Here is a 24,402-nt window from a genome sequence, read left to right on the forward strand (position 1 = left end):
GCTTACAAAAAGAGCTCCGTTCAAGCCGGGGCGCGCTTCGCAAAATAGAAAATTTTGTTATTTAATTTTAGCATTACAATCCAATCAATTTTCTAATTTATCAAATCGAGTTTCAGAAAATTAAAGTTCAATTACATTGTCAGGCCGAGCGGAGTCGAAGCCTTCTCAACAGAAATAATCTTTTTCTCTATTTTCTTTCCTCTACTTACAAAGGATTTTCTATATTTATGAACGAACAAACTGACAGAAATTAAACTCAATTTTATGATCGATAAAAGAGTGAAAAACGCCGAAGAAGCGGTAAAAGATATACAAAACGGAATGACAATAATGCTCGGCGGATTTGGACTTTGCGGGATTCCGGAGAATTGCATTACAGAATTGGTAAAGAAAAATGTGACCGATTTAACCTGCATTTCCAACAATGCCGGCGTTGACGATTTTGGTTTAGGATTATTACTTCAGAAAAAACAGATCAAAAAAATGATCTCTTCCTACGTTGGAGAAAACGCCGAATTCGAGCGCCAGATGCTTTCCGGCGAACTGGAAGTAGAACTCACACCACAAGGAACACTTGCCGAAAAATGTAGAGCAGCACAAGCCGGGATTCCTGCTTTTTATACGCCGGCAGGTTTTGGGACTGAGATTGCGGAAGGTAAAGAGGTAAAGGATTTTGATGGAAAACCGCACATTCTGGAACACGCCTACAAAGCAGAATTCTCCATCGTAAAAGCCTGGAAAGGCGATCACGCCGGGAATCTGATCTTCAAAGGTTCGGCCCGTAATTTTAATTTTCCAATGGCAGGCGCAGGAAAAATCACGATTGCAGAAGTGGAAGAATTGGTAGAACCGGGACAATTGAACCCAAACGAAATCCACATTCCGGGAATTATGATTCAAAGGATTTTCCAGGGCGAGAATTATGAAAAGAGAATAGAGCAGAGGACTGTGAGGAAGAAAGCTTAAGAAATACAGCCGTTTCATTTAAAATGAGACGGTTTTTGTTTTTTAATTCGAATGTAGTTCAAAAAAACTGATATATTATAATTTGCTGAATCCAGTATCGATGCGGGTTAAACCTAACCGTTTACGCTACAGACGTAAAATTTTAGGCCTATCAGGGTAAACATTTAGGTTGTCGACGCAAAATTTTACGTCTCCGGGGGTAAACTTTTACGCTATGCAACCTAAAATTTTACGTCATCAGGGTAAAATTTTACGTCTCTGGGGGTAAACTTTTACGTCATACAACCTAAAATTTTACGTCATTAAGGTAAAAGTTTAGGTTGTAAAGCCTAAAATTTTGGGTTTCCAATTTTTCAAGGTAAGAATTATGAGAATTAGGATAGAGCAGTGGACTGTTAGGGAAAAAATTTAAAAAACCGTCTTGTATAAACGAGACGGTTTTTTTATATTTTAATTCAATTAATCAAATCTTCTCTATCGGCGCTTCCAAAGTTTTCCTCTCCCCAATCTGCTGTCTCCACATCGCATAATACAAACCTTTTTCGGCAATCAGATTTTCGTGAGAACCAGTTTCTATCACTTGTCCGCGTTCTAAAACATAGATTCTGTCGGCGTGCATAATGGTGCTCAGTCTGTGTGCGATGAGAACGGTGATCTGTTCTTTCTGTTCAGAAATATCTTTGATGGTTGTTGTGATTTCTTCCTCAGTGATGCTGTCCAAAGCAGAAGTTGCTTCATCAAAAATTAGCAAATGTGGTTGCCTGAGTAATGCTCTGGCAATGGCAATTCTCTGTTTTTCACCACCGCTTAATTTCAATCCGCCTTCGCCGATGACGGTTTCAATGCCTTTTTCGGCTCTTTCCAGTAATCCGGTACAGCTTGCTTTCTTCAAGGCAATTTGAATATCTTCTTCACTTGCATCCGGATTTACGAATAGAAGATTTTCTCTGATCGTCCCTGCAAAAAGTTGCGTATCCTGAGTCACAAATCCAATCTGATTTCTCAGTTCATCAAAATCGAATTCTTTTCCGTTGATCTCATTATAGAAAATATTCCCTTCCTGAGCGCGGTAAAGTCCGACCAGAAGTTTCACCAATGTACTTTTCCCGGATCCGCTTGGTCCGACAAAGGCAATCGTTTCACCATTTTTGACATCGAATGAAATGTTATTCAAAGCTTTATATTGCGCCGACTGATGTTTGAAAGAAACGTGTTTGAACTCCAGTTCCTCGATCGCACCAATTTGTTTCGGTGTGAGAGGTTTTTCTTCCACCGGTTTTTTCATCAGATTATCGAAGTTTTTCAAAGATGCTTCGGCTTCACGATAAGAAATAATGATATTCCCGATTTCCTGCATTGGCCCAAAAATGAAAAATCCGTAGAACATCAATGACAGATATTGTCCCGGCGTTACGATGTTTCTGAAAATCAAATATAACAATGTCAATGTAATTAACTGTTGCAGAAAATTCACCATCGTTCCCTGAATAAAACTTAACGAGCGAATGCTTTTTACTTTCTTAAGTTCCAGTCCAAGGATTTTATAAGTGTTGTTATTCAGTCGTTTAACTTCCTGTTTTGTTAGTCCAAGACTTTTTACAATTTCGATATTTCGTAAACTTTCGGTGGTGCTTCCTGCCAGGCTTGTGGTTTCCGTAACAATCGTTTTCTGGATTATTTTAATCCTTTTACTTAATAGATTTGTGACGAATGCGATCAGGAAAATCCCGACAATATAGACCGGCATAATCGACCAGTGCAGTCTGACCGCATAAACGGAAACGAAAATAATACTCACCAGAATCCCAAAAAATACATTAATGAAATTGGTAATAAACTTCACCGAATCTTCCCGTACTTTAGTCAAAATAGATAAGGTTTCGCCACTTCTCTGATCTTCGAATTCCTGATAAGGCAACGCCATAGAATGCTGTAGACCATCTGTAAAAATGTTGGCACCAAATTTCTGAGTGATCACATTCACCGTATAATCCTGAAAAGCTTTTGCAATCCTGCTGATCATCGCAGTTCCTATCAATAATCCTAAAAAATAAAATGCACCGTGGTAAATATCGGTTCCATAGAGAAATTGATTTAAGTTTCTGGGAACGAGCTTTTCCTTATCAAAAAAGTTGGGATGTGTGACCAGCTGATCAAGGATATTCCCTGTAATAGCCGGACTGAATAAAGAAAAAACCTGATTGATGGTTGCTAATAATAAAGAGGCAATGAGCAACCATTTGTGTGGTTTGAGGTAATGTAATAGTGTTTTCATAAGTGTAATCTGCAAATTTACAGATATAATTTTGGTTGGCTCAGAAATAATTTGAATTACCGTGATAGCGTTTTTGTATCAAATGGAATTTATATATATTGCAGTATAAGATTTTACTATGCTGACAAAAGAACAGATCGCGCAAAGAATTTCAAAAGAAGTGAAGGATAGGATGTATGTCAACCTTGGAATCGGGATTCCGACTTTGGTTGCGAACTACGTTCCGGAGGATATTTCGGTGGAATTCCAAAGTGAAAATGGTGTTTTGGGAATGGGTCCTTTTCCTTTCGAAGGAGAAGAAGATGCAGACTTGATTAATGCCGGAAAACAGACGATTACGATTCTTCCCGGCGGTTCTTTTTTTGACTCGGCTTTCAGTTTTGGGATGATCAGAAGTCAGAAAGTGGATCTCACAATTCTAGGCGCAATGGAAGTTTCCGAGAACGGCGATATTGCCAACTGGAAAATTCCGGGAAAAATGGTAAAAGGAATGGGCGGCGCAATGGACCTGGTGGCATCTGCAGAAAATATCATTGTCGCAATGATGCACGTGAACAAAGCCGGAGAATCTAAAATTCTGAAAAAATGCACATTACCATTGACAGGTGTGAATTGTGTTAAAAAAGTAGTCACCGAATTAGCAGTTCTGGAAGTGACGGATAAAGGTCTTAAACTATTGGAAAGAGCACCGGGAATTTCTGTGGAAGATATTATCAAAGCAACAGAGGCAGAACTGATTGTTGAAGGCGAGATTCCTGAAATGCAATTCTAAAAAATTAAAAATTAAAAAGTCGTCCGTTATTATAACGGGACGACTTTTATTTAGTAATTAAAATCTAATATCTAACTTCTAAACTCTAATTTACTTCTTCACCGCTCCAAAAACCTTTTGAAGAAGCGTTGTCGTTCTGAGCGCAGAATTATTTCGGATTCCGGTTTCTTTCTCAGCCACCATTTTGAAAACACCGTTGATAGTTTCATTCGTCACATATTCGTTGAGGTCTGTAGTTACAGATTGTCCGGTGAATGTGTTGTATTTTGAAATGATATTTTTCCAAACCGTATCGGCTCCCACTTTGCTTAATGAAGCCTGAACTTTTGGCTGAAATGCCGTGAAAAGCTGTGTCTGAGTTTTGGTCTGAAGATAATTGGTTGCCGCATTATTGCTTCCTAACAGAATATTCTTTGCATCTGTAATCGTCATTGAGGTAATGGCATTTACAAAAATTGGTGTTGCTTCTGTCACGGCATCTTCCGCAGCTCTGTTCAGTAATTTCACACCTTGATCCGCCAGACTTCCCAAACCGACACTTCGAAGTGTAGCATCAATTTTTCTTAGTTTTTCCGGCATCAGGATTTTCACCGCTTCATTTTTCAGGAAACCGTCCGTTGCACCAAGTTTTTTAACACCCTCGGTTACGCCCATACTTAATGCTTCTTTTAATCCTGATGATATCGTAGAAGAAGTGAGATTTCCAAGATTGATATTTGAATTAGGATAAGTTGTAGTCGTTGAACCTGTTGTTGTAGTTTTTGTAGAGCTTTGTGTTTTCACATTGTTGAGATCTACTCCTGTTCTATCTTTTACAGTTGACTTAAGAATATCAAGAATCTGAGTTTGTGCCTGCGCAGAAATTGATAATAATAAACCAGCAGCTAAGAAAATCGTTTTTTTCATTATTTATATTTATATACAAATTTAGATGATTAAAAGAGGACGATGTTAAATTTTTATTTAAAAATAACACAAAGGCACTAAAAGCTAATCTTAACTTTATGTTTTAGGGCACAAGGTCTTTCAGTAATTTAAATCTTTGATTTTCCTTGTGCCTTCAGTGTTTCAATGTAAGATAAATTTGTGTCTTTGTGTTATTTCTTAATATAAATATATATTAACTCTGATTTCTCAAAATAACATCATACAGATCCTGTCTTCTATCGGTCAAAGTTTTTACTGCACCATTGTAATGAAGTTCTTTCAAAAGGTTTAAATCGACATCCACAATAATAGTCATTTCGGTATTTGGAGTCGCTTCACCTTTAATCGCGTTGGAAGGAAAAGCAAAATCCGAAGGCGTAAAAACCGTCGCCTGCCCATATTGAATATCCATATTATTCACACCCGGCAGATTCCCAACACAGCCGGCAATTGCGACATAACATTCATTTTCGATAGCTCTTGCAGCAGCGCAATGTCGAACGCGCGTATAAGCATTCTGAGTATCTGTGAGATAAGGCACGAATAAGATTTTCATTCCCTGATCTGCCAGTAATCTTGGCAATTCCGGGAACTCGACATCATAGCAAATAATGACGCCGATTTTTCCACAGTCTGTGTCGAACACTTTGATCTCATTTCCGCCGGTCATTCCGTAATATTTCTTTTCGTTTGGCGTGATGTGGATTTTCCTGTACTCGTCAATTTTTCCGTCTCTGTGAAGCAGATAACTCACGTTGTAAAGTTTCCCATCCTCGAAAATCGGCATACTTCCGGAGATGATATTGACGTTGTAGCTGATCGCCATTTCGGATATTTTTTCCTTGATTTCTTCCGTCAGTTCAGATAGTTTTTCCATCGATTCTCTTTCATTCAGATGATTGAAAGGAGCGAGTAAAGGCGTGTTGAATAATTCCGGGAACAGACAAAAATCCGACTGATAGCCGGAAACAGCATCCACGAAAAACTCAACCTGCTTGTAAAAATCCTCAATGTCTTTCAGAGGTCGCATCTGCCATTGGATCAGGCCAAGACGGATGACGCTGTCCTGCATTGTGTTCTTTTTGGCGGTGTAATAAATATTGTTCCATTGCAGGAGAACTGCGTATTCTTCGGATTCTGTGTCACCTTTCAAATAACCTTTCAGGATTTTGACAGGCGAGAAATTATTCCCTATCTGAAAACTTAGCACAGGATCAAAAATCTCTTTGTTTCGGACTTTAGTGATGTATTCTCTCGGGGTCAATTCTGAACTGTAAAGATGATAATTCGGTATTCTGCCGCCAACAATTATCGATTTTAAATTTAATATTTCGCACAGTTCTTTTCTAGCGTCATACAATCTTCTTCCCAATCGCAACGCTCTGAAATCCGGATCTACAAAAACCTCGATGCCATAAAGTACATTTCCGACATTGCTGTGCGTATTGAAAGATTCATTTCCCGTGATCTCATTGTAAGTATGCTGATCACCATAAAGTTCGTAGTTAACAATAATCGATAGTGCAGCGGCAGCTAATTTTCCATCAACCATAATACAGATTTGACCTTCTGCAAAAATGGAAGTCAGCTTTTGGATATTCCGTTTGCTCCAGACATTATCGTCGATATCCGGATAAGCTTTCTGCATTGCTTCCGCCAGTTCATCATAATCATCAATACTTAATTTTCTAATTTCTACCTGCATTATTGATACTTTTCTATTAATATTTGTTTCAGTTTTTTCATTCCTTCTGTGGCTGAAGTTTTGAAATAATTCTCATTTCGGGTGAATGAATTTGGATTTTCGAGGTTTGGATCAATGACGAAAACTTCGCAGTGACTTGGAACATATCTTACGACGGAAGCGGCCGGATAAACCTGCATCGAAGTTCCGATAACTAAGAACAGATCAGCTTCCGAAGCGATACTAATGGCGTTATCCATCTCCGGAACCATCTCACCAAACCAAACAATATGTGGACGAAGTTGTGAACCATCAGTATGAAGATCACCTAAATGAATGTCGTCTTCCCAATCCAGTATCTCGTTTTCGTGATTGACTGATCTTGCTTTTTTAATTTCTCCGTGAAGATGAACGATTTTTGTAGAACCACCTCGCTCGTGAAGGTCGTCTACATTCTGCGTAATAATGTGAACATCGAAAAAATCCTCTAACTCTGCAAGCAATTTATGAGCCGTGTTGGGCTCTACCTCTTTTAACTGTTGTCGCCTGGCATTATAAAAATCCAGAACCAGCTTTGGATTTCTAGCAAAACCTTCCGGCGAGGCAACATCTTCTACTCTGTGATTTTCCCATAGTCCGTTAGAATCTCTAAAAGTTTTGATTCCGCTTTCTGCTGAGATTCCTGCGCCTGACAACACAACGAGTTTTTTCATTTACTTTAAAATTTTCTTTAAATATAATGAATTTTCGATCGCAGCTGTTCCCCAAGTGTTGTTGAACATAATGTAAAATTCTTTGCCTGTTGCCTTGATTTTGTCAGAAAGATCATTCAAAAATTCTTCCGGATAACGCGATTTATATAAAGTTGGCTTTCCGTGAAGGCGATAATATCCGATTTCGGGATTTGTAATGATGACTTCTTCGGGCAGATTTCCTGGAAAGCTCGTTCCGCTGAAGATCCAATTGTTTTCTGTAAATATTTTAAAAACTTCATCATTCCACCAGGAGTTATGACGGAATTCGACAACGATTAAATGATCAGCAGGAAGATTTTCCTTAAGCCAATTTAGATTTTCCGGCGTATTATGAAACGACGGCGGAAACTGGAAAAGAAGGCCTGCCAGTTTATTTTCAAGATGGATTTTAATGTGATTGCAGAATTCTAATATTTCTTCTTTCTTATTTTCGAATGGTTTTTGATGAGAGATTGTTTTTGGAATCTTAATGAAGAATTTAAAATTATCTGGCGTCTCATCTACCCATTTTTGAAGTGTTTTCGCAGTTGGCTTCCGATAAAATGTGCTGTTAATTTCCACAATATCAAATGTCTTAGAATATAATTTCAGGAAATCTTTATTCTGGGAATCTGCCGGATAAAGCGAACCTTTCCAGTCTGCATTGTAAAATCCGGAACAGCCAATGTGGTATTTTATCTTCGAAGCTTTCATATTTATTGATAATAAATTTCTGTGCCAATCAACATTAAATCAGATAATTAAATTCAATATGATATTTATCATACCAAATTAGTAGGAAATAAATTTGGATTGATAAAAGATAAGCCCTTATTTTTGCCCTGTGATTACGAATTGCTGTCATACTTATTAAGAAAGACCGAGGGAACTGACCTATTGACGTCTTAACAACCTGCCGAAAGGAAAGGTGTTTCATTCAGCCTTTGAAAAAAAGGAAAGATAAGTTTAAAAGTTTTTATTACTGGATCAAACACAATCCTTATATAACTTCTTCCGGACTTGTCTGGGAGAAGTTTTTTTATTTATAAAACGTAAAATTTAAAATATATGAACAAAGTAACTATTATTAATTCAAGGAAAGGAATTGCGCTCACAGCAGCTGTCATTTTCTTTTCTGGAATTTCATTTGCACAAGCCCAGGAAACAAAAGCTACCCAAGATACAGTCTCTGACAAACAAATTGAAGAAGTGGTTTTGGTAGGATCCAGGAGTGGTGGAAGATCCAAAGCGGACAGTCCAGTTCCTGTGGATGTTTTCAATCTGAAAGACATTCAGCAGAGTTTACCGCAGACAAACATCAATCAGATTCTTAATACGATTGCACCCTCTTTTACATCAACAATCCAGACCAATGCAGATGGTTCGGATCACTCAGATCCTGCACAATTGAGAGGTTTGGGACCAGATCAGACTTTGGTTTTGATTAATGGAAAAAGAAGACACAGTTCAGCTTTAGTCAATGTAAACGGAGCGCCCGGAAGAGGGACTGTAGGAACGGATCTTAATGCAATTCCAGCTTTTGCACTTTCCAGAATCGAGGTTTTAAGAGACGGTGCTTCTGCACAATACGGTTCTGATGCTATCGCAGGCGTTATGAATTTACAATTGAAAAGAGATACAGGAAGATTAACCGGACAACTCAATTACGGTGGATATCTTACAAATGCAGCGAAAGATCACACAGGAAACTATGACGGTCAGCAATATCAACTGGATTTAAATTACGGAAATAAAATCGGAACTAAAGGCGGTTTTTACAACATTACCTGGTCTTCCCAGTTCCGTGATCCTACAAGACGAGCGGGAACAGAAAGCGGAAATATTTACAATGCTTATAATGCAATCGAAAAGAGAGCTGCTGAAGGTGGTGTGAATCTTTCTTCTTATTTTAATAATATCAATAATCTGAAGGGAACTGCCGGCGAACAGGACTTCGTGAATCTGATCCATCAGTATTCGCAAGGTGTAAGTTATTTTAATCCTGCTTTACAAACTGGTATTCAGAATGCTTCTACGATTACGGCTTTACAAGGCTTGTTGGGAGCGAATGTCACAGATCAGGAATTAGCTTATAGAGGGCAAACCAGAAATGACTTCAATATGCAGGTTGGGCAGTCCAAACTCAGTAACCATCAATTGTTTGCGAATATAGAAGTTCCGTTGAATGACGACTGGAAAGTTTACACTTTCGGAGGTTATTCCAACAGGAATGGTGCTTCCGGCGGTTTCTACAGGAGACCAAATCAGGCAAGAACTTTTACCGGATTAAATATCGACGGTTATCTTCCGGAAATTCATACGGCAATTCAGGATGTTTCCCTGTCAGCCGGGATTAAGGGAAAATGGGATGGCTGGAATGTAGATTTCAGTAATACTTTCGGGCAAAACAGTTTTGATTATACGATTGAAAATACAGGAAATACGAGTTTAAGATTCAGTTCTCCGGATTCTTTCAAAGCGGGTGGACTGCAGTTTTTACAGAACACAGTTAATTTGGATTTCAGCAAATCTTTCAATGTTTTTGAAGGTATCAATGTCGCTTTCGGAGCAGAACAGCGTCACGAAAATTTCAAAATCACACCTGGCGAAGAAGCTTCTTACACGGCTTATGATGTCAATGGAAATCCACAAACGCCAACTTCTGTGAATCCAACTGATTTCTTCGGAGCAGCATTGGCAGGAAGCTCTCAGGTTTTTGCAGGTTTCAGACCAGAAAATCAAGTCAACAAAAACCGAAATTCCTATGCCGGATATGCAGATGTAGAGTTCAATTTCACCAATTGGTTATTGGTAGATGCGGCGGTTCGTTATGAAGATTATTCTGATTTCGGATCGACTTTTAATTATAAACTGGCTTCCAGAATCAAATTAACCGATCATCTTAATTTCCGTTTTGCAGGATCCACAGGTTTCCGTGCGCCGTCTATCCATCAGATTTATTATAATACGACGTCCACATTATTTACAACGCTTCCGGGTGCTTCAGAACCGTCTCTTGTACAGGTAGGAACACTTAGCAATGACTCAAAAGCAGCGAAAGCATTTGGAATTCCGAGTCTGAAACAGGAAACGTCTAAATCTGTGAGCACAGGTTTTACTTACAGGATTCCGTCTCTTAATCTTAACATTACTGCGGACGCCTACTTTATCAGAATTGATGACCGAATTGTATTGACAGATCAATTTACCAGACCAACGGCTGCTCAGATTACAGCGAACCCGAATCTGGCTCCGGTTCAGGCAATATTTGATGAACAGCAAATCAATGCAGCTCAGTTTTTCGCGAATTCTATCGATACGGAAACCAAAGGTTTGGATGTTGTGATCAGCCATACTTTGTCAAAAGAAAGTTTTAAATTCACCAATGACTTTGCAATCAACTTCAACAAAACTCAGAAAGTTGGCGACATCCACGCTTCCGACTTACTGAAAAATGCAGGACTGGAAACTACTTATTTTTCGGAAAAATCAAGAGTCTATCTGGAAGATTCAGTTCCAAAAGTGAAAGCGAGTTTATCTCACAGCCTGACTTGGAATGACTTTGTTTTCTACCTGAGAAACACCTATTACGGAAGAGTTCATGGTGCTGATATCATAGATGCGAATGCTGACGGAATCATTTTGCCGAACGAGCACCAGTTGGTTTCTGATAAGATCATCACAGATTTATCCATTGGTTATAACATCAGTAAGAATTTCAATCTGACACTTGGAACCAATAACTTGTTCGATATTTATCCTACCAAAAACCTGACAGCTTCTACCAATAACGATCAGTTTATCTACTCCCGTTCAACTTCCCAGTTTGGACAAAATGGTAGATATGTGTTCAGCAAGCTGACGGTTTCTTTTTAATTTGACGATTTTAAGGTTTTATATTTGTTTTGAAATGGCATCGGGAGTTTTCCGGTGCCGTTTTTTATGGAATTAATATTATAAATGCTTCGAGAGCCTCAGCATGACATCTCTAATACTAATCGGTTAATTAAGGTTTGTCAGTCTGAGGCTCTCGAAGACTTTTTGATTTTAATTAAATGTTCAATTTGGCATTATTCAGCCTCAAAGAATTCAAAATAACGGAAACAGAACTGAAACTCATCGCTGCTGCTGCAATCATTGGACTTAATAAAATTCCGAAGAAAGGGTAGAGCAATCCTGCGGCTAACGGGATTCCTAAAACGTTATAAATGAATGCGAAAAAGAGGTTTTCCTTGATATTTCTCAATAATTTTTCACTTAATATTTTCGCTTTTGCCACGCCAAGAATATCGCCTTTTAACAAAGTAATTTCGGCACTTTCTATCGCGACATCGGTTCCTGTTCCCATTGCAATCCCAATGTTGGATTGAGCTAAAGCCGGCGCATCATTGATTCCGTCGCCTGTCATTGCCACGATTTTTCCTTCGTTTTGAAGTCTTTTGATCTCATTCATTTTATCTTCCGGGAGACAATTGGCTTTGAAGTTTTTGATTCCGAGTTCTGCAGCGACTGCTTTTGCCGTGTTTTCATTATCACCGGTCATCATTATGACTTCGATATTTTGAATTTGAAGAAACTCAATTGCTTGTTTGGAAGTCGATTTTATCTGGTCTGAGAAACTTAAGAATCCAAGAACTTTTCCTGCTTTTGCGAGATAAGAAATGGTTTTCGCTTCGTTCTGCTTTGCGATGACTTTCTGTTTTAAATCTTCCGGAATATTGATATTAAAATGTTTCAACAAACTTTCATTTCCCAAAAGAATTTCTTCATTATTAATCATCCCTTTCACACCTTTTCCGGAGATGTTCTCAAAATCCTGAACTGGTTCGAATTTTAAGGCAGGGTTGTCATGCTGAGCTTGTCGAAGCATCTCTAAAACCGCATTAGACAATGGATGTTCCGAATTTTGGTTAAGTGAAGCGGCGAGTTTCAGAATTTCATTTTTATCAGAATTTTCAAAAATTTCGATGTTGTCCAGACTTGGTTTTCCTTCTGTCAACGTTCCCGTTTTATCAGTAATCAACACATTGATTTTGTGCATTTCTTCCAGCGCTTCTGCATTTTTGATCAGGATTCCGTTTTGCGCACCTTTTCCTATGCCAACCATCAGACTCATTGGTGTAGCCAACCCTAGAGCACACGGACAAGCGACTATGAGGACTGCGACGGCATTCACGAAAGCATAAATCAGTTTATTCTCGCTTCCGAAAATATACCATAAAACGAAAGTCAAAACTGAAATAGCAATCACAGCTGGAACAAATATCTTAGAAATGTTATCCGCTAATTTTTGTATCGGTGCTTTTGTTCTGCTTGCATCGTTGACCATTTTGATGATCTTAGAAAGCAAAGTTTCGTCACCGACTTTTTCGGTGGTCATTAGGAAAGATCCGTTGCCATTGATGGTACCGGAAGTGACTTTATCACCCATTTTTTTCTCGACAGGCATTGGTTCGCCTGTGATCATTGATTCATCGATGTTAGAATTACCTTCCGAGATTTTCCCGTCTGCAGGGATTTTCTCGCCCGGCTTTACTCTCAGAATATCATTGACTTTAATTTCGGATAAAGCGACTTTCTTTTCGTTTCCATTCACAACCAAATTAGCGGTGTCTGGCGAAAGATTCATCAAAGCTTCGATGGCTTTTCCGGTTCTTTGATGTGCTCTTGCTTCCAACATTTGTCCCATTATCACTAAGGTTAATATCACACAAACCGATTCAAAGTAAAGTGGAACAGAGTCGCCGTGTGATAATTCGTGGGGAAGAATGGCTGGGGATATTAATGCAACAAGACTGAAAATCATTGCTGCTGCAACGCCCAAAGCAATTAATGAAAACATATTCAGATTCCAGGTTTTGAAAGATACCCAGCCTCTTTTCAGGATAAACCAGCCTGCGTAAAAAATCACAGGAAGCGATAATATCAATTCCAAAATCCCCTGAACCTGATGCGAAAATGGCCAATCAATCCACATTCCGCCCATCGACAAGATGAAAACCGGAACAGAAAATGCGACAGAGATCCAGAATTTTCTTTTCAGGATTTTATAAGTTTCGTCTTCGTGAGCGTTGTTTTTGGAAGGTTTTGGGACAAGATCCATTCCGCATATCGGGCAGCTGCCGGGTTCGTTCCGGATAATTTCCGGATGCATCGGGCAGGTATATTCTGTAGCTTTCTTCTCCGGAATTTTTACGAGATCCATTCCGCAAACGGGGCAACCTACGTTGGTGTCATAGACTTTGTCGCCCTCGCAGAACATGGGGCAGTAGTATTTACCAGCGTTTTGTTTGGCGTTAGGTGCTGAGTGTTGAATGTTATTATGTGAATATCCTTCGACTCCGCTCATGATGACATTATTATCAACCAACTCCTGAGTGATCTCTTCTAGATGCATATGGCAAACCGGACAATCACCTTTTTCTTCATAAACTTTGTCGCCTTCGCAGAACATCGGACAGTAATAATCCCCGATGTGGTCTTTAAAATTCTCCGGCAGGTTGGTTTTTGAATAAGTTTGAGGCTTGTTTCTGTGATCTTCTCTTTCCTCAATAGGAACTAAAAACATATTGCAAACAGGACATCTGCCTTGCTTGAAGTAGAGTTTCTCACCCTCGCATTCCATCGGGCAGTAGTAGACGGAACTTGGTGATATTCTTTGACTAGGGTGGAGGTGGTTGTGATTATGATGAGTATGATCTTCCATTGTGTGGTAATTTGCAATTACAAATTTCCGAAAAATAGAATGGATAGCGTTGTAAATAATTAGAAAGATGTAATTGTCAATATTAATGATTCATTTGATTTGAATAAATATCTTTTAAAGCACACGGTCTTATTGGTTCAAATGCATAACTCTATTGGATCACATCCATATTGTTATTGGTTCAACTACATAACTTTATTGGTTCAAATGATATACTTTATTGGTTTAAAAGACCAATAGACTTGGTTATAAAGACCAAAAATATGTAGTATTAGAACCAATAAACCTGGTTTTAATACCTTGTTTTTGCAGATATAAGTGTTTTTACAAATAAAAACCCTTCAGTTTTTGGTCTGAAAGGTTTTGTTTTTATTGATTTGGTAAGAATGGATGTATCAGACTTACTAAATTATATTACAATATTTAAGTTCATTAATTGTGCAGGCTAAAAACAGCAAAAAAAATATAGCGATATGCATTAATGATAATTTTAAAGATCGTTTTGCGAAATTCTGTTTTTCAATTTTGTGTTCATTTAAAATGTTAAGGGCAAGAATAATTGTGAAACTATAAATAAATAATTCGCCTAAAAAATTAAATCCTCTTATAAGTCCATCTTTCAAATAGTCACAATTAGTATCATATATCATAAAGTTCATAATAATTATATATAATATTGCAAGAATGAAAATTACATTTATTATATACCTGAAGATTGGTATTGTTTAATATTGTGATGTATAAATTAAAGTATGTATAAGAAAATCACGGCTTGAACATAGGCGCCATTAATAATTGTTTCTATTTTAAAAGATTTAATTCGATCAGATTATTGTCTTTGGCAAATCCTTCCAAAGCTTTCTGATTCAATTCCCTTATGATTTCGGCAGATGTTCTGAATGTTCCTTTCGAATCTTGTTGGTCTGGGATTTTTCCAACTAAATCTGCGGTAGGATTTTGACGGTAATTTTTAAATTTTTTAACAAATTGATCGTAATTTAATTCAAATACGCTGTAATCATCAAAGCTCGGATAAATGAATTGTTCCTGACTTGACTTGATTCCTTTCAGTTCGAAAACATGATTTTTATGACTGTCTTCAATTTTCACAATCAGCCCCGGTAAATTTTTGAATTTATAAGGGCCGTCTGGGATTGGGATTTCTTTCGTAAACCAAGCTGTCCATTTTCTGCCTCCATATTCTGTAGTGGCTTTTTGAACCTCATAATTCAGGATTTTGGAAAACTCATTTGTCAGCTTCCAGTCGAATTGGACGTCTTGTTTCACTCTATATTTGTCCCATATCAGAAATGTGGTGTAAACAATCTTGTTAGAATTAGGATATTTTGTGATTATCTCATTGACAGTCTCCTTATTTGGTGACATCACCATGAGACCCTTTTTGCTATCTACCAACATCGTAGAATCTATAGTGTATCGCTCGAAACTGTAAAATTGATATTTCTCTTTTTGGATATTCAACACCATCATTTCTGTTCGAACATTTTCCTTTTTGGTTGAATCTAGAATGAATTTGTATTCGTAGAAAAATTGTTTGTTTTGTCCTAGAAAGAAATTCGAGAACATTAGTAAAATTAGGATGTGAGTTTTCGTCATTAATAGCTTTTTAGATCGTATAGTTTATAATAGTAAATATAATATATTTATTCACCCGAAAAGTTTGTCAACAGGATTTATGTAAAAATCTATCTGTTGAGCATGCAGGTAAAAATAAATTTTAATTACTATTCTGTCTTCAATCCAAAAATCTCCTTATAATTAAAACCCGATGTCGTTGATTAATAATCCGTGGCTTTGTATTTTAAACTTTAGTTCCCCTTACCCAAAACTTTTTTCAACGCCGCCAACACAAACTTCATTGCCGGAAAAGCTCTCTCACTTCCCGCACACCAGGCGGCTCCAAGATGCCCAACATCAGGCTGTATATATAAAATGGAACTCACGCCGGCGCCTATAAGTTTCTGGTGAAATTGCTCGCCCTCATTCCTGATTCTGTCATTTTCTGCGACAACTATAATGGCTTCAGGTAATTTTTTGAAATCTGCTGCCAGAAGAGGCGAAATCCGGATATCGTTGGTGTTATCGGTTTTATTCAGATACCAATCGATGAACAGGCCGTAAGCAGAGTAGGAATCAGATCCTTTGGTAAGATCAAGCGCAGGATCTACAAGTACCTGTGCCGTTACAGGAATTGGTTTTTCCTCCGAGGTATTCACAAGGCAAAGAGAACCGACCAATTGTCCGCCTGCGCTGTCACCAAGCAAGGCTAGCTTTCCATTGCCGTTCAGTTTTTCTGTATTGGAATTGATCCATTTCATAACAGAATAGCTGTCGTCAAAAGCGGCAGGGAATTTATGTTCCGGCGCTCTCCTGTAATGGACTGCCACCACAATTGCTTCTGTATGATTGGCAAGATAACGGCAGATGTTATCATGGGTTTCCAGATCTCCTGCTACCCAGACTGCGCCGTGAACAAGATAAATAACGGGCAGTTTCTTTTTAGGATTTGGATTATAAATACGGATTGGTATCGAATCAACAAACTTATTTTCGACAAGTGTCACGGGTTCCGGTTTTACATGCAGATCTGTAATGCTGTTTGCTATTGAGACCCGAACTTCGTCCGGCGTTGGAATCCTGTTTTGTGCCAGTGACAATGTAAATATGAAGAAGAGTAGGGATGCTAGTGTTTTTTTCATTTGTTGAAAAGTGTTTTGATACTATTCAAATTTACACATTGTACAGATAGCAGATGTAACTTATACTGATAAAAAAAGCACCACAGAACTGTGATGCTTTTGCGAAAATAGATTTCGGATTAATTATTGGATAATCAGTTTTGTATTTGATTTTTTTCCTTCAGATTGCTGAGTGATGATGTAAACGCCTGGCGTCAGATTAGTATTGATCTCATTCTTTCCTTTAATGACAATTGCAGAATGAACTACTTTCCCGCTTATATCCTGGATCACAATGTTTCCGGCATTTTCAGTCTCCACAAAGAAGTGGTTTTTGCTTGGATTCGGGTAGATGTTGATTTTTGATTTTGAAACATCCGAAACAGCTAATACATCTGCACATTTGTATGGTTTGAAAGTTACCAATCCTAAAGTTGCAGTATCCGGTTTATGAGTGATTACCGTTTCTACCATTGCGTCCGTGGAAAGTTCATCTTCTCTCCAACAGTTTCCTACAGCATTGACGGCATTTGGAGTATTGTTATAAAATGCAGTTGTTGTTCCCCCATTCCCGTTGTTCTTGAAAACATTATTTCCATCACTGCCTGCAGTTCCAAGATCTATAATGGCATTACTCAGGATTGTAATTCCCCAAAGATTTCCGCGGATCTGGTTATTTCTTACGATCACATTTTGAGTTCCTGTCAGGGAAATTCCGCTTCCGCCTAAGTTTGGGTTGTTCTCAGAATTATTATTTTCGATAATATTATTTCTGATAATTCCTGTAGTGCCGCCACCTTGATTGGTGATGCCATAGCGGTTGTCCCTGATAGTATTACCTTCTATCCTGAATCTGTTGGTTCCTCCCAATAATCCTGAAACCGAAATTCCGCCGGCTCTTAAAATAGCTCTGTTTCCCGTAACGATATTATTGACCACTCTTGTAGAATCTACACCGCCAGGTCCCATATTGATCTGAGGATAGTTGCCATTGTCTGTATCATTACCATAGAAATAATTATTGGTAATATCAATAGAAACTGCTCCGGACGCTCCGGAATTAATTGCAGCTCGGGAGTTTTCCAGGAACTGAGAATTTTTCACAACGTGTCCCGACCCCTGAAACAATGCCAATGCTGCGCTGCTCGCAAGACTTGTAGAGAGCGTGTTGTTATTTTTATATAGGATACAGTTGTCCATCAAAAATCCGTTGGCTGTAAGTACACGGACACCGCCGCCATATTCCACACGGGTATTTTTCATCTCTGCAACAGAACCTTCCTCAAAACGGATTCCTCTGTATGGTGTTGCAATATTGCTTGCTGTGATTGTAAAGCTGTTTGCGGTTGTTTTATATTCGCCATAAATAAAAATGGCCACGCCGGAATTGACTTTTAAAGTTGTATTTTCATCGATAAGAAGTTTGTCCGTTGCAGAAAGGGTTAGATCTGCAGTAAGGGTGTAATCTGTTCCGTTTTTCACCAAAACAGTCGGAGCAGCAGCAGATAAACTTGTTAAAGTATAACTGGTTCCATTATTTGGACTTGTAAATTGAGCCTGCACAAAAGCGCAGCTCATCATCAATAAAAGAGTAATTTTTTTCATAAGATTTAATTAATTATCAGTCAAATTTATTAATGTATTTTGTTTTTAACATAATATATTTGTAAAAAATAATTAATTATGTATTCAGAATTAATTGCCGGAACAATGCGTTGGGGCATTTGGGGTGCCAATCATTCCGAAAGAAAAGTGCAGGAACTGATAGAAGTTTGCCTGCAGGAAAATATCACAACCTTCGATCACGCCGATATCTATGGTGGTCATACGACAGAAGAACTTTTCGGAAATGCCTGGAAAGAGATGAGCATCGACAGAGAAAAAATCCAGTTGATTTCCAAATGCGGAATTGTGATGAATTCTGACAAAAAACCGTCTGCACTCAAATATTATAACTATGATTCCGAGTATATTCTGAATTGTGTCAATGAAAGTCTTGCAAATCTAAAGACAGATTATCTGGACCTTCTCTTGTTACACCGTCCTTCGCCATTGATAGATACGGAAGAAATCGCCCGGGTTTTTCAGACTTTGAAGTATGAAGGGAAAGTGAAAGAATTCGGAGTGAGTAATTTTTCGGTTTCTCAGTTTGAATTGCTGAATCAATATTTCCCTTTAGTCACAAATCAAATCGAAGTTTCTGTTAATCAAACCAATGCCTTCTACGATGGGACTTTGGATCAGCTGATGATGAAAAATCTGAGACCGATGGCGTGGTCTGTCATGGGAAATTATTTCTCAGAGAAAACGGATCAGAATATTATCATTAATCATGTTTTAAAGGAACTCTGTGTAAAATACAATGCTGATGAAAATCAAATCTTACTGGCATTTGTTCTGAAACATCCGTCAAAAATAATTCCCGTTATCGGTTCTTCAAAAACAGAGACAATCAGCAAACTGAAAGAGTCATTATTGATTGATTTGGAAGCAATTGACTGGTTCAAAATCTTGGAGGCAAGCTGCGGAAAAGAGGTAAATTAATTAATTTTAAATTCTTATTAAAAATAATATCAAAATTTCTAATTATTCAAAAATAATTGTACCTTGCACCAAATTATATTTGAAATCAATAATCTTCTTTTGTTGTTTTTCCTTATATAATATAAAACAACAGTTAACTTAATTTTTTTTAAAATGAACATTTTTGTTTCAAACATCAATTACGCAACAAAGGATTATCAGTTGCAAGAATTATTCGAAGAATTTGGAGAAGTAACTTCTGCAAAAATTATTACTGACAGAGACACTGGGAGATCAAAAGGATTTGGTTTCGTAGAAATGGGAGACGAAGAAGGAAAACAAGCATTGGATGCTTTAAATCAGAAAGAATTTAACGGTAAAATACTAAATGTTACCGAGGCTAGACCAAGAGAAGAGAAACCAAGAAGATCTTTCGATAACAACCGTGGAGGTGGTTACGGAGGAGGTAACAGCGGAGGCGGTTACGGTGGTGGAAACCGTGGAGGCGGTGGAGGTGGCCGTTGGTAATATCCCTTTACAAAAACATAAAGCGATCTATTTTTAGATCGCTTTTTTTATGTTTTAAAGTCAGGAAAATTATTTCTTTTTCTTTTTATTCTTTTTATCCTTCTTTTTAAGTTTTTTATCTCCGGTTATTTCCTTGATAAAGTCCTGAATGTGATTATCTTTTTCGATAGTTTCCGTCAAAGGCATATTTGTGATTTTTCCTTCAAAAAACTGATTTAGGTCTTTTAATTTTATAAATTTCTCTTCCATCAAAACCTTTAATAATTCAGTTCCGGAGTTGTCAAAATAATTTTCCAAAAATCGTTTCAGGACAAATTTTTTATAATCGTCAAAACCAATTGAAGGTGAGTAAAGATAAATTCTGCCTTCTTTCTCTGTTGTCAGATAATGTTTTTCAACCAATATTTTCAAAAAGGTGGAAACTGTATTCTGATGAGGTTTCGGTTCAGGGAAAATCTCCATCAGTTCACGAAAGTAGATTTTTTCCTTTTGCCAGATCAGTTGCATTATCTCTTCCTCAGAAGATGTCAAAGTTTGTAATATCATAAAAATATATAGTTTAGAAAATAATAGCTTTCACCATTACGAGGTAGATTAAAGATACAAAAATAGCGATCAGTCCGCCAGAAATCACTTCTTTCGGCGTATGTCTTTTTAAGATCACCCTGGTAATTCCTATTAATATTGATAACAGAAACCAGAAAATCCCAATTATAGGCTCTATTGTGAAAAACAAAGCGGCAACGTAAATGTTGAGACTTGTGTGCATCGAGCTTTTGATGAAAAAGTTGCTGATTTGCATTAATATTAATAATATACAAAGCATAAAAATGGCCCAATCCATTTCTTTATGAAGATAAAAATCTACTGCGAGAAAAATGACCGTTGCAATGATGATGAAGATGTAAAGTGAATACCGTTGCTTCCTGTTAGAAACATCCATATTGGTATATGTTCCGTTTTTTACGTTTCTATAGATCCACAGAGCAATAGGAATTATCAATAGAAGGAGTATTGGAAGGAATTTTCCCGAAGCCTGTTCCCAGGTGTAATTCTTGTAACTGTAATAAAAAAAATAAATGACCAGAGAAACCAGTGGATTGAAGAAATTCGAAATGACTTTCGATAAGTTGAGAATAAGAGGGTTTTTGATTTCCATTAAGAGTAATTTCGACCTCAATATACAAAATTTATCATTTTTTCCAAACATCTCTCAAATTGAATTAAATTCAATGGTAATGCAATCGATTGCGCAATTTCTTATATTAATTTTGAGTAACGATTTTAATCAGTAAAAAAATATGATAATATGCATACAATAAAGAAAGATTTTTTTTCTTATTTTTGCTACATATTTCGAAATTACAATGAAAGAATTTTCAAAAGAAGTCTACCTTAAATGGTATGAAGAAATGACGATGTGGAGAAGGTTTGAAGACAAATGCCGTTCTCTTTATCTTAAACAAAAAATCAGAGGTTTCTTACACCTTTATAATGGTCAGGAGGCTATTCCGGCAGGTTTTACCCACGCAATGGACCTTTCCAAAGACAGTATGATCACAGCATACAGATGCCACATCCATCCAATGGCGATGGGCGTAGATCCAAAAAGAATTATGGCAGAACTTTGCGGAAAAGCTACAGGAACATCTCAGGGAATGGGAGGTTCTATGCACATTTTCAGCAAAGAGCACCGTTTCTATGGTGGTCACGGTATTGTTGGAGGTCAGATTCCTTTAGGAGCAGGTATCGCTTTTGGAGACAAATATTTTGACAGAAAAGCGGTAAACATCTGCTTTATGGGAGATGGTGCTGTACGTCAAGGTGCATTACACGAGACTTTCAATATGGCAATGAACTGGAAACTTCCTGTGGTATTCGTTTGTGAGAACAACGGTTATGCAATGGGAACTTCTGTGAAAAGAACTGCCAATCACGAAGATATTTATAAGTTAGGATTAGGTTACGAGATGCCTTGTCTTCCTGTAGATGCTATGGATCCTGAGAAAGTGGCTGAAGCTGCTTACGAAGCGATCGAAAGAGCAAGAAGAGGAGACGGACCAACTTTCATCGAGGCTAGAACCTACCGTTACAGAGGTCATTCTATGTCAGATGCGGAACCTTACAGATCCAAAGAAGAAGTGGCGCAATACAAATTGGAAGATCCAATCGAGATTGTGAAACACAGAATCTTGGAAAACAATTGGGCAACACAGGAGGAATTGGACGCTTTGGAAGAAAAATCAAGAACTTTCGTAGAAGAGTGTGTTGAGTTTATGGAAGAATCTCCGTACCCAGACGCTTCTAAACTTTACGATTATGTATATTCCACTCCGGATTATCCATTCATCAACAAATTAGAAAATAATTAATTTTATAAAAAAATTATGGCAGAAGTAATTACGATGCCCCGCTTGTCGGATACGATGACGGAAGGCAAAGTTTCAAAATGGCACAAAAAAGTTGGTGACACTGTAAAAGAAGGTGATATTCTTGCAGAGATAGAAACTGACAAAGCGGTTCAGGATTTCGAATCCGAGATCAACGGAACACTTCTATTCGTAGGGGTAGAAGAAGGTTCTGCTGCACCAGTGGATTCTATCTTGGCAATCATTGGTAAAGAAGGAGAAGATATTTCTTCTTTGACTAATGGTGGCAGTGCAAAACCAGAAGCTGCAGCTGAAAGCAAGTCCGAAGAAGAATCAAAAACTCAGGGCGAATCTACAGATGTAGAAACGACTGACGAAGGTTCATCTTCTGCTGATATTCCGGAAGGTGTAGAGGTGATCACAATGCCTCGTCTTTCTGATACAATGACCGAAGGTAAAGTTGCCAAATGGCAAAAGAACGTTGGTGATACTGTAAAAGAAGGTGACATCCTTGCAGAAATTGAAACTGACAAAGCTGTTCAGGATTTCGAATCTGAAGTGAACGGAACTTTATTATACCAAGGTGTTGCTGAAGGCGACGCTGCGGAAGTTGATAAGATTTTAGCGATTATCGGTCCTGCAGGAACAGACGTTTCTGGCGTGGTTTCCGGTGGTGGTAAAAAAGCTGCTGCTCCAAAAGCAGAAGCAAAAACCGAAACTAAATCTGAAGATAAAAAAGAAGAAGCTACAGTAGCTGCATCTTCAACTGGCGGAAGAATCGCCATTTCTCCTTTGGCTAAAAAAATTGCTGAAGATAAAGGTGTAGATTTCTCTGCGATCAAAGGTTCTGGTGAAAATGGCAGAATCGTGAAAAAGGATGTTGAAAACTATCAGCCGTCTGCTCAGCCAGCTGCAACAACTTCAGCTCCGAAAGCGGTTTCTGCTCAACCAAGTGTAGCATTTACGCCAGGTGTAGATTCTGAAACTGTGAATTCTCAAATGAGAAATATCATCGCTAAGAGATTGGGTGAAAGTAAATTCACTGCGCCACATTATTATCTGACTGTTGAGATCAACATGGATAAGGCAATCGAAGCGAGAAAAGAAATGAATGCTGTGCCGGACACCAAAGTATCTTTCAACGATATGGTGATCAAAGCGGTTGCAGTAGCACTTAGAAAACATCCGCAAGTTAACTCTTCTTGGGCAGGTGACAAGATCATCCACCACGGGAATATCAACGTTGGGGTAGCAGTAGCTGTTCCGGACGGATTGGTAGTTCCGGTATTGAAGAATACAGACTTTATGAGCTACAACGATATCTCTGCTTCTGTAAAAGATATGGCAGGAAGAGCGAAAACAAAAGCTCTGAAAGCTAACGAAATGGAAGGTTCTACTTTCTCAGTTTCAAATCTTGGAATGTTCGGGATCGAGACGTTTACATCGATTATCAATCAACCGAATTCTGCGATCTTATCAGTAGGAGCAATTGTTGAGAAACCAATCGTGAAAAATGGACAAATCGTAGTTGGAAACACAATGAAATTATCATTGGCTTGTGACCACAGAGTAATTGATGGCGCTACAGGAGCTCAGTTCTTACAAACATTGAGAACTTACCTGGAAAGCCCATTGACGCTTTTACTAGGATAAAAAACTTATTCGAAATATTTTACAAAACCTTTCAATTCTGTTGAAAGGTTTTTTTTGAAATAAGACAGAATCATTTTTGGTTTAATTTTGATTGGTTGAAAAAAACAGAACTTACATTTTGCTTAAACAAGTTGTTTGGAGAAAAACACAACTTGCATTTGGTTTAAACGAGTTGTTTGGAGAAAAACACAACTTGTATTTGGTTAAAACAGGTGGTTTGGGGAAAACACGATTTGTATTTTATTTAAATATAATGTTTGGAAGAAATACAACTTCTGCTGATAACCAAACCCGCGTAAGGGATGGCAGTGTTTATCCTTTTTGTCCTGGACTCAGTTTCGATTTGAGGAAGAAATGTTCCGGACAAAAAGATAGTAACGGACAGCCCGACCCGCTTGTTTTTTGCTGAACCGGAAACTTTCTTTAAAGTGTAGAAACGTCTGAGCAAAAACAAAGGGTTACGCCCAAAATATTCTCGAAATCAATTTAGGATTTGATTATATTTGTCCCGTGAAAAAGCTTTGGTTTTTATTAGTTTTTGCAGGAAGTTTTGTCTTTGCACAGGA

The 24,402-nt window shown here is 37.9% G+C and carries 18 protein-coding genes and 1 riboswitch; of the genes, 7 read left to right on the plus strand and 11 right to left on the minus strand.

Annotated features, from left to right (window positions below; translation table 11 throughout):
* Positions 1–264 precede the first annotated feature (264 nt).
* Positions 265–966, plus strand: coding sequence for a CoA transferase subunit A (locus ACFJGY_RS08250; RefSeq protein WP_379969932.1), 702 nt, complete (start codon positions 265–267; stop codon positions 964–966).
* 463 nt (positions 967–1,429) lie between these two features.
* Here the strand turns inward: ACFJGY_RS08250 and ACFJGY_RS08255 are convergent, their stop codons facing one another.
* A complete protein-coding gene (locus ACFJGY_RS08255) occupies positions 1,430–3,241 on the minus strand; it encodes an ABC transporter ATP-binding protein (protein WP_379969934.1) in 1,812 nt (603 codons plus the stop codon).
* 118 nt (positions 3,242–3,359) lie between these two features.
* Here ACFJGY_RS08255 and ACFJGY_RS08260 point away from each other — a divergent pair, with 118 nt between their 5' ends.
* Positions 3,360–4,013: a CoA transferase subunit B gene (locus tag ACFJGY_RS08260; protein WP_379969936.1), complete on the plus strand. Its 654-nt coding sequence runs from the start codon at positions 3,360–3,362 to the stop codon at positions 4,011–4,013.
* Positions 4,014–4,103: 90 nt separating this feature from the next.
* Here the strand turns inward: ACFJGY_RS08260 and ACFJGY_RS08265 are convergent, their stop codons facing one another.
* From ACFJGY_RS08265 to ACFJGY_RS08280, 4 genes are all read right to left on the minus strand, one after another.
* Positions 4,104–4,919 (minus strand): DUF4197 domain-containing protein, encoded by an 816-nt coding sequence (locus tag ACFJGY_RS08265; RefSeq protein WP_379969938.1) that lies wholly within the window; start codon positions 4,917–4,919, stop codon positions 4,104–4,106.
* A gap of 214 nt (positions 4,920–5,133) precedes the next feature.
* Positions 5,134–6,645 (minus strand): nitrilase-related carbon-nitrogen hydrolase, encoded by a 1,512-nt coding sequence (locus tag ACFJGY_RS08270; protein WP_379969940.1) that lies wholly within the window; start codon positions 6,643–6,645, stop codon positions 5,134–5,136.
* Positions 6,645–7,337, minus strand: coding sequence for an NAD-dependent deacylase (locus ACFJGY_RS08275; RefSeq protein WP_379969942.1), 693 nt, complete (start codon positions 7,335–7,337; stop codon positions 6,645–6,647). The genes ACFJGY_RS08270 and ACFJGY_RS08275 overlap by 1 nt, the downstream gene beginning before the upstream one ends.
* Positions 7,338–8,072 (minus strand): DUF72 domain-containing protein, encoded by a 735-nt coding sequence (locus tag ACFJGY_RS08280; RefSeq protein WP_379969944.1) that lies wholly within the window; start codon positions 8,070–8,072, stop codon positions 7,338–7,340.
* A gap of 150 nt (positions 8,073–8,222) precedes the next feature.
* Positions 8,223–8,325, plus strand: a riboswitch (SAM riboswitch).
* Between the two features lie 101 nt (positions 8,326–8,426).
* Here ACFJGY_RS08280 and ACFJGY_RS08285 point away from each other — a divergent pair.
* Entirely contained in the window at positions 8,427–11,234 is a 2,808-nt protein-coding gene (locus ACFJGY_RS08285; protein ID WP_379969946.1) for a TonB-dependent receptor plug domain-containing protein, read from the plus strand.
* Between the two features lie 175 nt (positions 11,235–11,409).
* Here ACFJGY_RS08285 and ACFJGY_RS08290 read toward each other — a convergent pair whose 3' ends face one another.
* From ACFJGY_RS08290 to ACFJGY_RS08305, 4 genes are all read right to left on the minus strand, one after another.
* Positions 11,410–14,064 (minus strand): copper-transporting P-type ATPase, encoded by a 2,655-nt coding sequence (locus ACFJGY_RS08290; RefSeq protein ID WP_379969948.1) that lies wholly within the window; start codon positions 14,062–14,064, stop codon positions 11,410–11,412.
* Between the two features lie 801 nt (positions 14,065–14,865).
* Complete coding sequence (locus ACFJGY_RS08295) at positions 14,866–15,681, minus strand: GLPGLI family protein (protein ID WP_379969950.1); 816 nt, start codon at positions 15,679–15,681, stop codon at positions 14,866–14,868.
* 212 nt (positions 15,682–15,893) lie between these two features.
* Complete coding sequence (locus ACFJGY_RS08300) at positions 15,894–16,784, minus strand: alpha/beta hydrolase (RefSeq protein WP_379969952.1); 891 nt, start codon at positions 16,782–16,784, stop codon at positions 15,894–15,896.
* 123 nt (positions 16,785–16,907) lie between these two features.
* Positions 16,908–18,368 (minus strand): right-handed parallel beta-helix repeat-containing protein, encoded by a 1,461-nt coding sequence (locus ACFJGY_RS08305; protein WP_379969954.1) that lies wholly within the window; start codon positions 18,366–18,368, stop codon positions 16,908–16,910.
* Between the two features lie 78 nt (positions 18,369–18,446).
* Between ACFJGY_RS08305 and ACFJGY_RS08310 the strand changes: the two genes are divergently transcribed.
* A complete protein-coding gene (locus ACFJGY_RS08310; protein WP_379969956.1) occupies positions 18,447–19,307 on the plus strand; it encodes an aldo/keto reductase family oxidoreductase in 861 nt (286 codons plus the stop codon).
* Between the two features lie 153 nt (positions 19,308–19,460).
* Entirely contained in the window at positions 19,461–19,814 is a 354-nt protein-coding gene (locus ACFJGY_RS08315) for an RNA recognition motif domain-containing protein (protein ID WP_379969958.1), read from the plus strand.
* Between the two features lie 69 nt (positions 19,815–19,883).
* Here ACFJGY_RS08315 and ACFJGY_RS08320 read toward each other — a convergent pair whose 3' ends face one another.
* On the minus strand, positions 19,884–20,360 hold the full coding sequence (locus tag ACFJGY_RS08320) for a BlaI/MecI/CopY family transcriptional regulator (protein ID WP_379969960.1): 477 nt from the start codon (positions 20,358–20,360) through the stop codon (positions 19,884–19,886).
* 13 nt (positions 20,361–20,373) lie between these two features.
* On the minus strand, positions 20,374–20,973 hold the full coding sequence (locus tag ACFJGY_RS08325) for a phosphatase PAP2 family protein (RefSeq protein ID WP_379969962.1): 600 nt from the start codon (positions 20,971–20,973) through the stop codon (positions 20,374–20,376).
* A gap of 208 nt (positions 20,974–21,181) precedes the next feature.
* Here ACFJGY_RS08325 and pdhA point away from each other — a divergent pair, with 208 nt between their 5' ends.
* Positions 21,182–22,186 carry a pyruvate dehydrogenase (acetyl-transferring) E1 component subunit alpha gene (pdhA, locus tag ACFJGY_RS08330; RefSeq protein WP_379969964.1) on the plus strand — a complete coding sequence of 335 codons (1,005 nt, stop codon included), beginning with the start codon at positions 21,182–21,184 and terminating at the stop codon, positions 22,184–22,186.
* Positions 22,187–22,201: 15 nt separating this feature from the next.
* Positions 22,202–23,836 (plus strand): 2-oxo acid dehydrogenase subunit E2, encoded by a 1,635-nt coding sequence (locus ACFJGY_RS08335; RefSeq protein WP_379969966.1) that lies wholly within the window; start codon positions 22,202–22,204, stop codon positions 23,834–23,836.
* Positions 23,837–24,402 lie beyond the last annotated feature (566 nt).

The organism is Epilithonimonas sp. UC225_85, from assembly GCF_042695135.1.
In the GTDB taxonomy this organism is placed as follows: domain Bacteria; phylum Bacteroidota; class Bacteroidia; order Flavobacteriales; family Weeksellaceae; genus Epilithonimonas.

Excerpts from the sequence above, each read along its gene's own strand:
- ACFJGY_RS08285 (WP_379969946.1), top strand. The coding sequence starts at position 8,427 with ATGAACAAAGTAACTATTATTAATTCAAGGAAAGGAATTGCGCTCACA.
- ACFJGY_RS08265 (WP_379969938.1), bottom strand. The coding sequence starts at position 4,919 with ATGAAAAAAACGATTTTCTTAGCTGCTGGTTTATTATTATCAATTTCT.
- ACFJGY_RS08260 (WP_379969936.1), top strand. The coding sequence starts at position 3,360 with ATGCTGACAAAAGAACAGATCGCGCAAAGAATTTCAAAAGAAGTGAAG.
- ACFJGY_RS08295 (WP_379969950.1), bottom strand. The coding sequence starts at position 15,681 with ATGACGAAAACTCACATCCTAATTTTACTAATGTTCTCGAATTTCTTT.
- ACFJGY_RS08280 (WP_379969944.1), bottom strand. The coding sequence starts at position 8,072 with ATGAAAGCTTCGAAGATAAAATACCACATTGGCTGTTCCGGATTTTAC.
- ACFJGY_RS08305 (WP_379969954.1), bottom strand. The coding sequence starts at position 18,368 with ATGAAAAAAATTACTCTTTTATTGATGATGAGCTGCGCTTTTGTGCAG.
- ACFJGY_RS08250 (WP_379969932.1), top strand. The coding sequence starts at position 265 with ATGATCGATAAAAGAGTGAAAAACGCCGAAGAAGCGGTAAAAGATATA.
- ACFJGY_RS08255 (WP_379969934.1), bottom strand. The coding sequence starts at position 3,241 with ATGAAAACACTATTACATTACCTCAAACCACACAAATGGTTGCTCATT.
- ACFJGY_RS08310 (WP_379969956.1), top strand. The coding sequence starts at position 18,447 with ATGTATTCAGAATTAATTGCCGGAACAATGCGTTGGGGCATTTGGGGT.
- ACFJGY_RS08335 (WP_379969966.1), top strand. The coding sequence starts at position 22,202 with ATGGCAGAAGTAATTACGATGCCCCGCTTGTCGGATACGATGACGGAA.
- ACFJGY_RS08270 (WP_379969940.1), bottom strand. The coding sequence starts at position 6,645 with ATGCAGGTAGAAATTAGAAAATTAAGTATTGATGATTATGATGAACTG.
- ACFJGY_RS08315 (WP_379969958.1), top strand. The coding sequence starts at position 19,461 with ATGAACATTTTTGTTTCAAACATCAATTACGCAACAAAGGATTATCAG.
- ACFJGY_RS08320 (WP_379969960.1), bottom strand. The coding sequence starts at position 20,360 with ATGATATTACAAACTTTGACATCTTCTGAGGAAGAGATAATGCAACTG.
- ACFJGY_RS08290 (WP_379969948.1), bottom strand. The coding sequence starts at position 14,064 with ATGGAAGATCATACTCATCATAATCACAACCACCTCCACCCTAGTCAA.
- ACFJGY_RS08325 (WP_379969962.1), bottom strand. The coding sequence starts at position 20,973 with ATGGAAATCAAAAACCCTCTTATTCTCAACTTATCGAAAGTCATTTCG.
- ACFJGY_RS08300 (WP_379969952.1), bottom strand. The coding sequence starts at position 16,784 with ATGAAAAAAACACTAGCATCCCTACTCTTCTTCATATTTACATTGTCA.
- pdhA (WP_379969964.1), top strand. The coding sequence starts at position 21,182 with ATGAAAGAATTTTCAAAAGAAGTCTACCTTAAATGGTATGAAGAAATG.
- ACFJGY_RS08275 (WP_379969942.1), bottom strand. The coding sequence starts at position 7,337 with ATGAAAAAACTCGTTGTGTTGTCAGGCGCAGGAATCTCAGCAGAAAGC.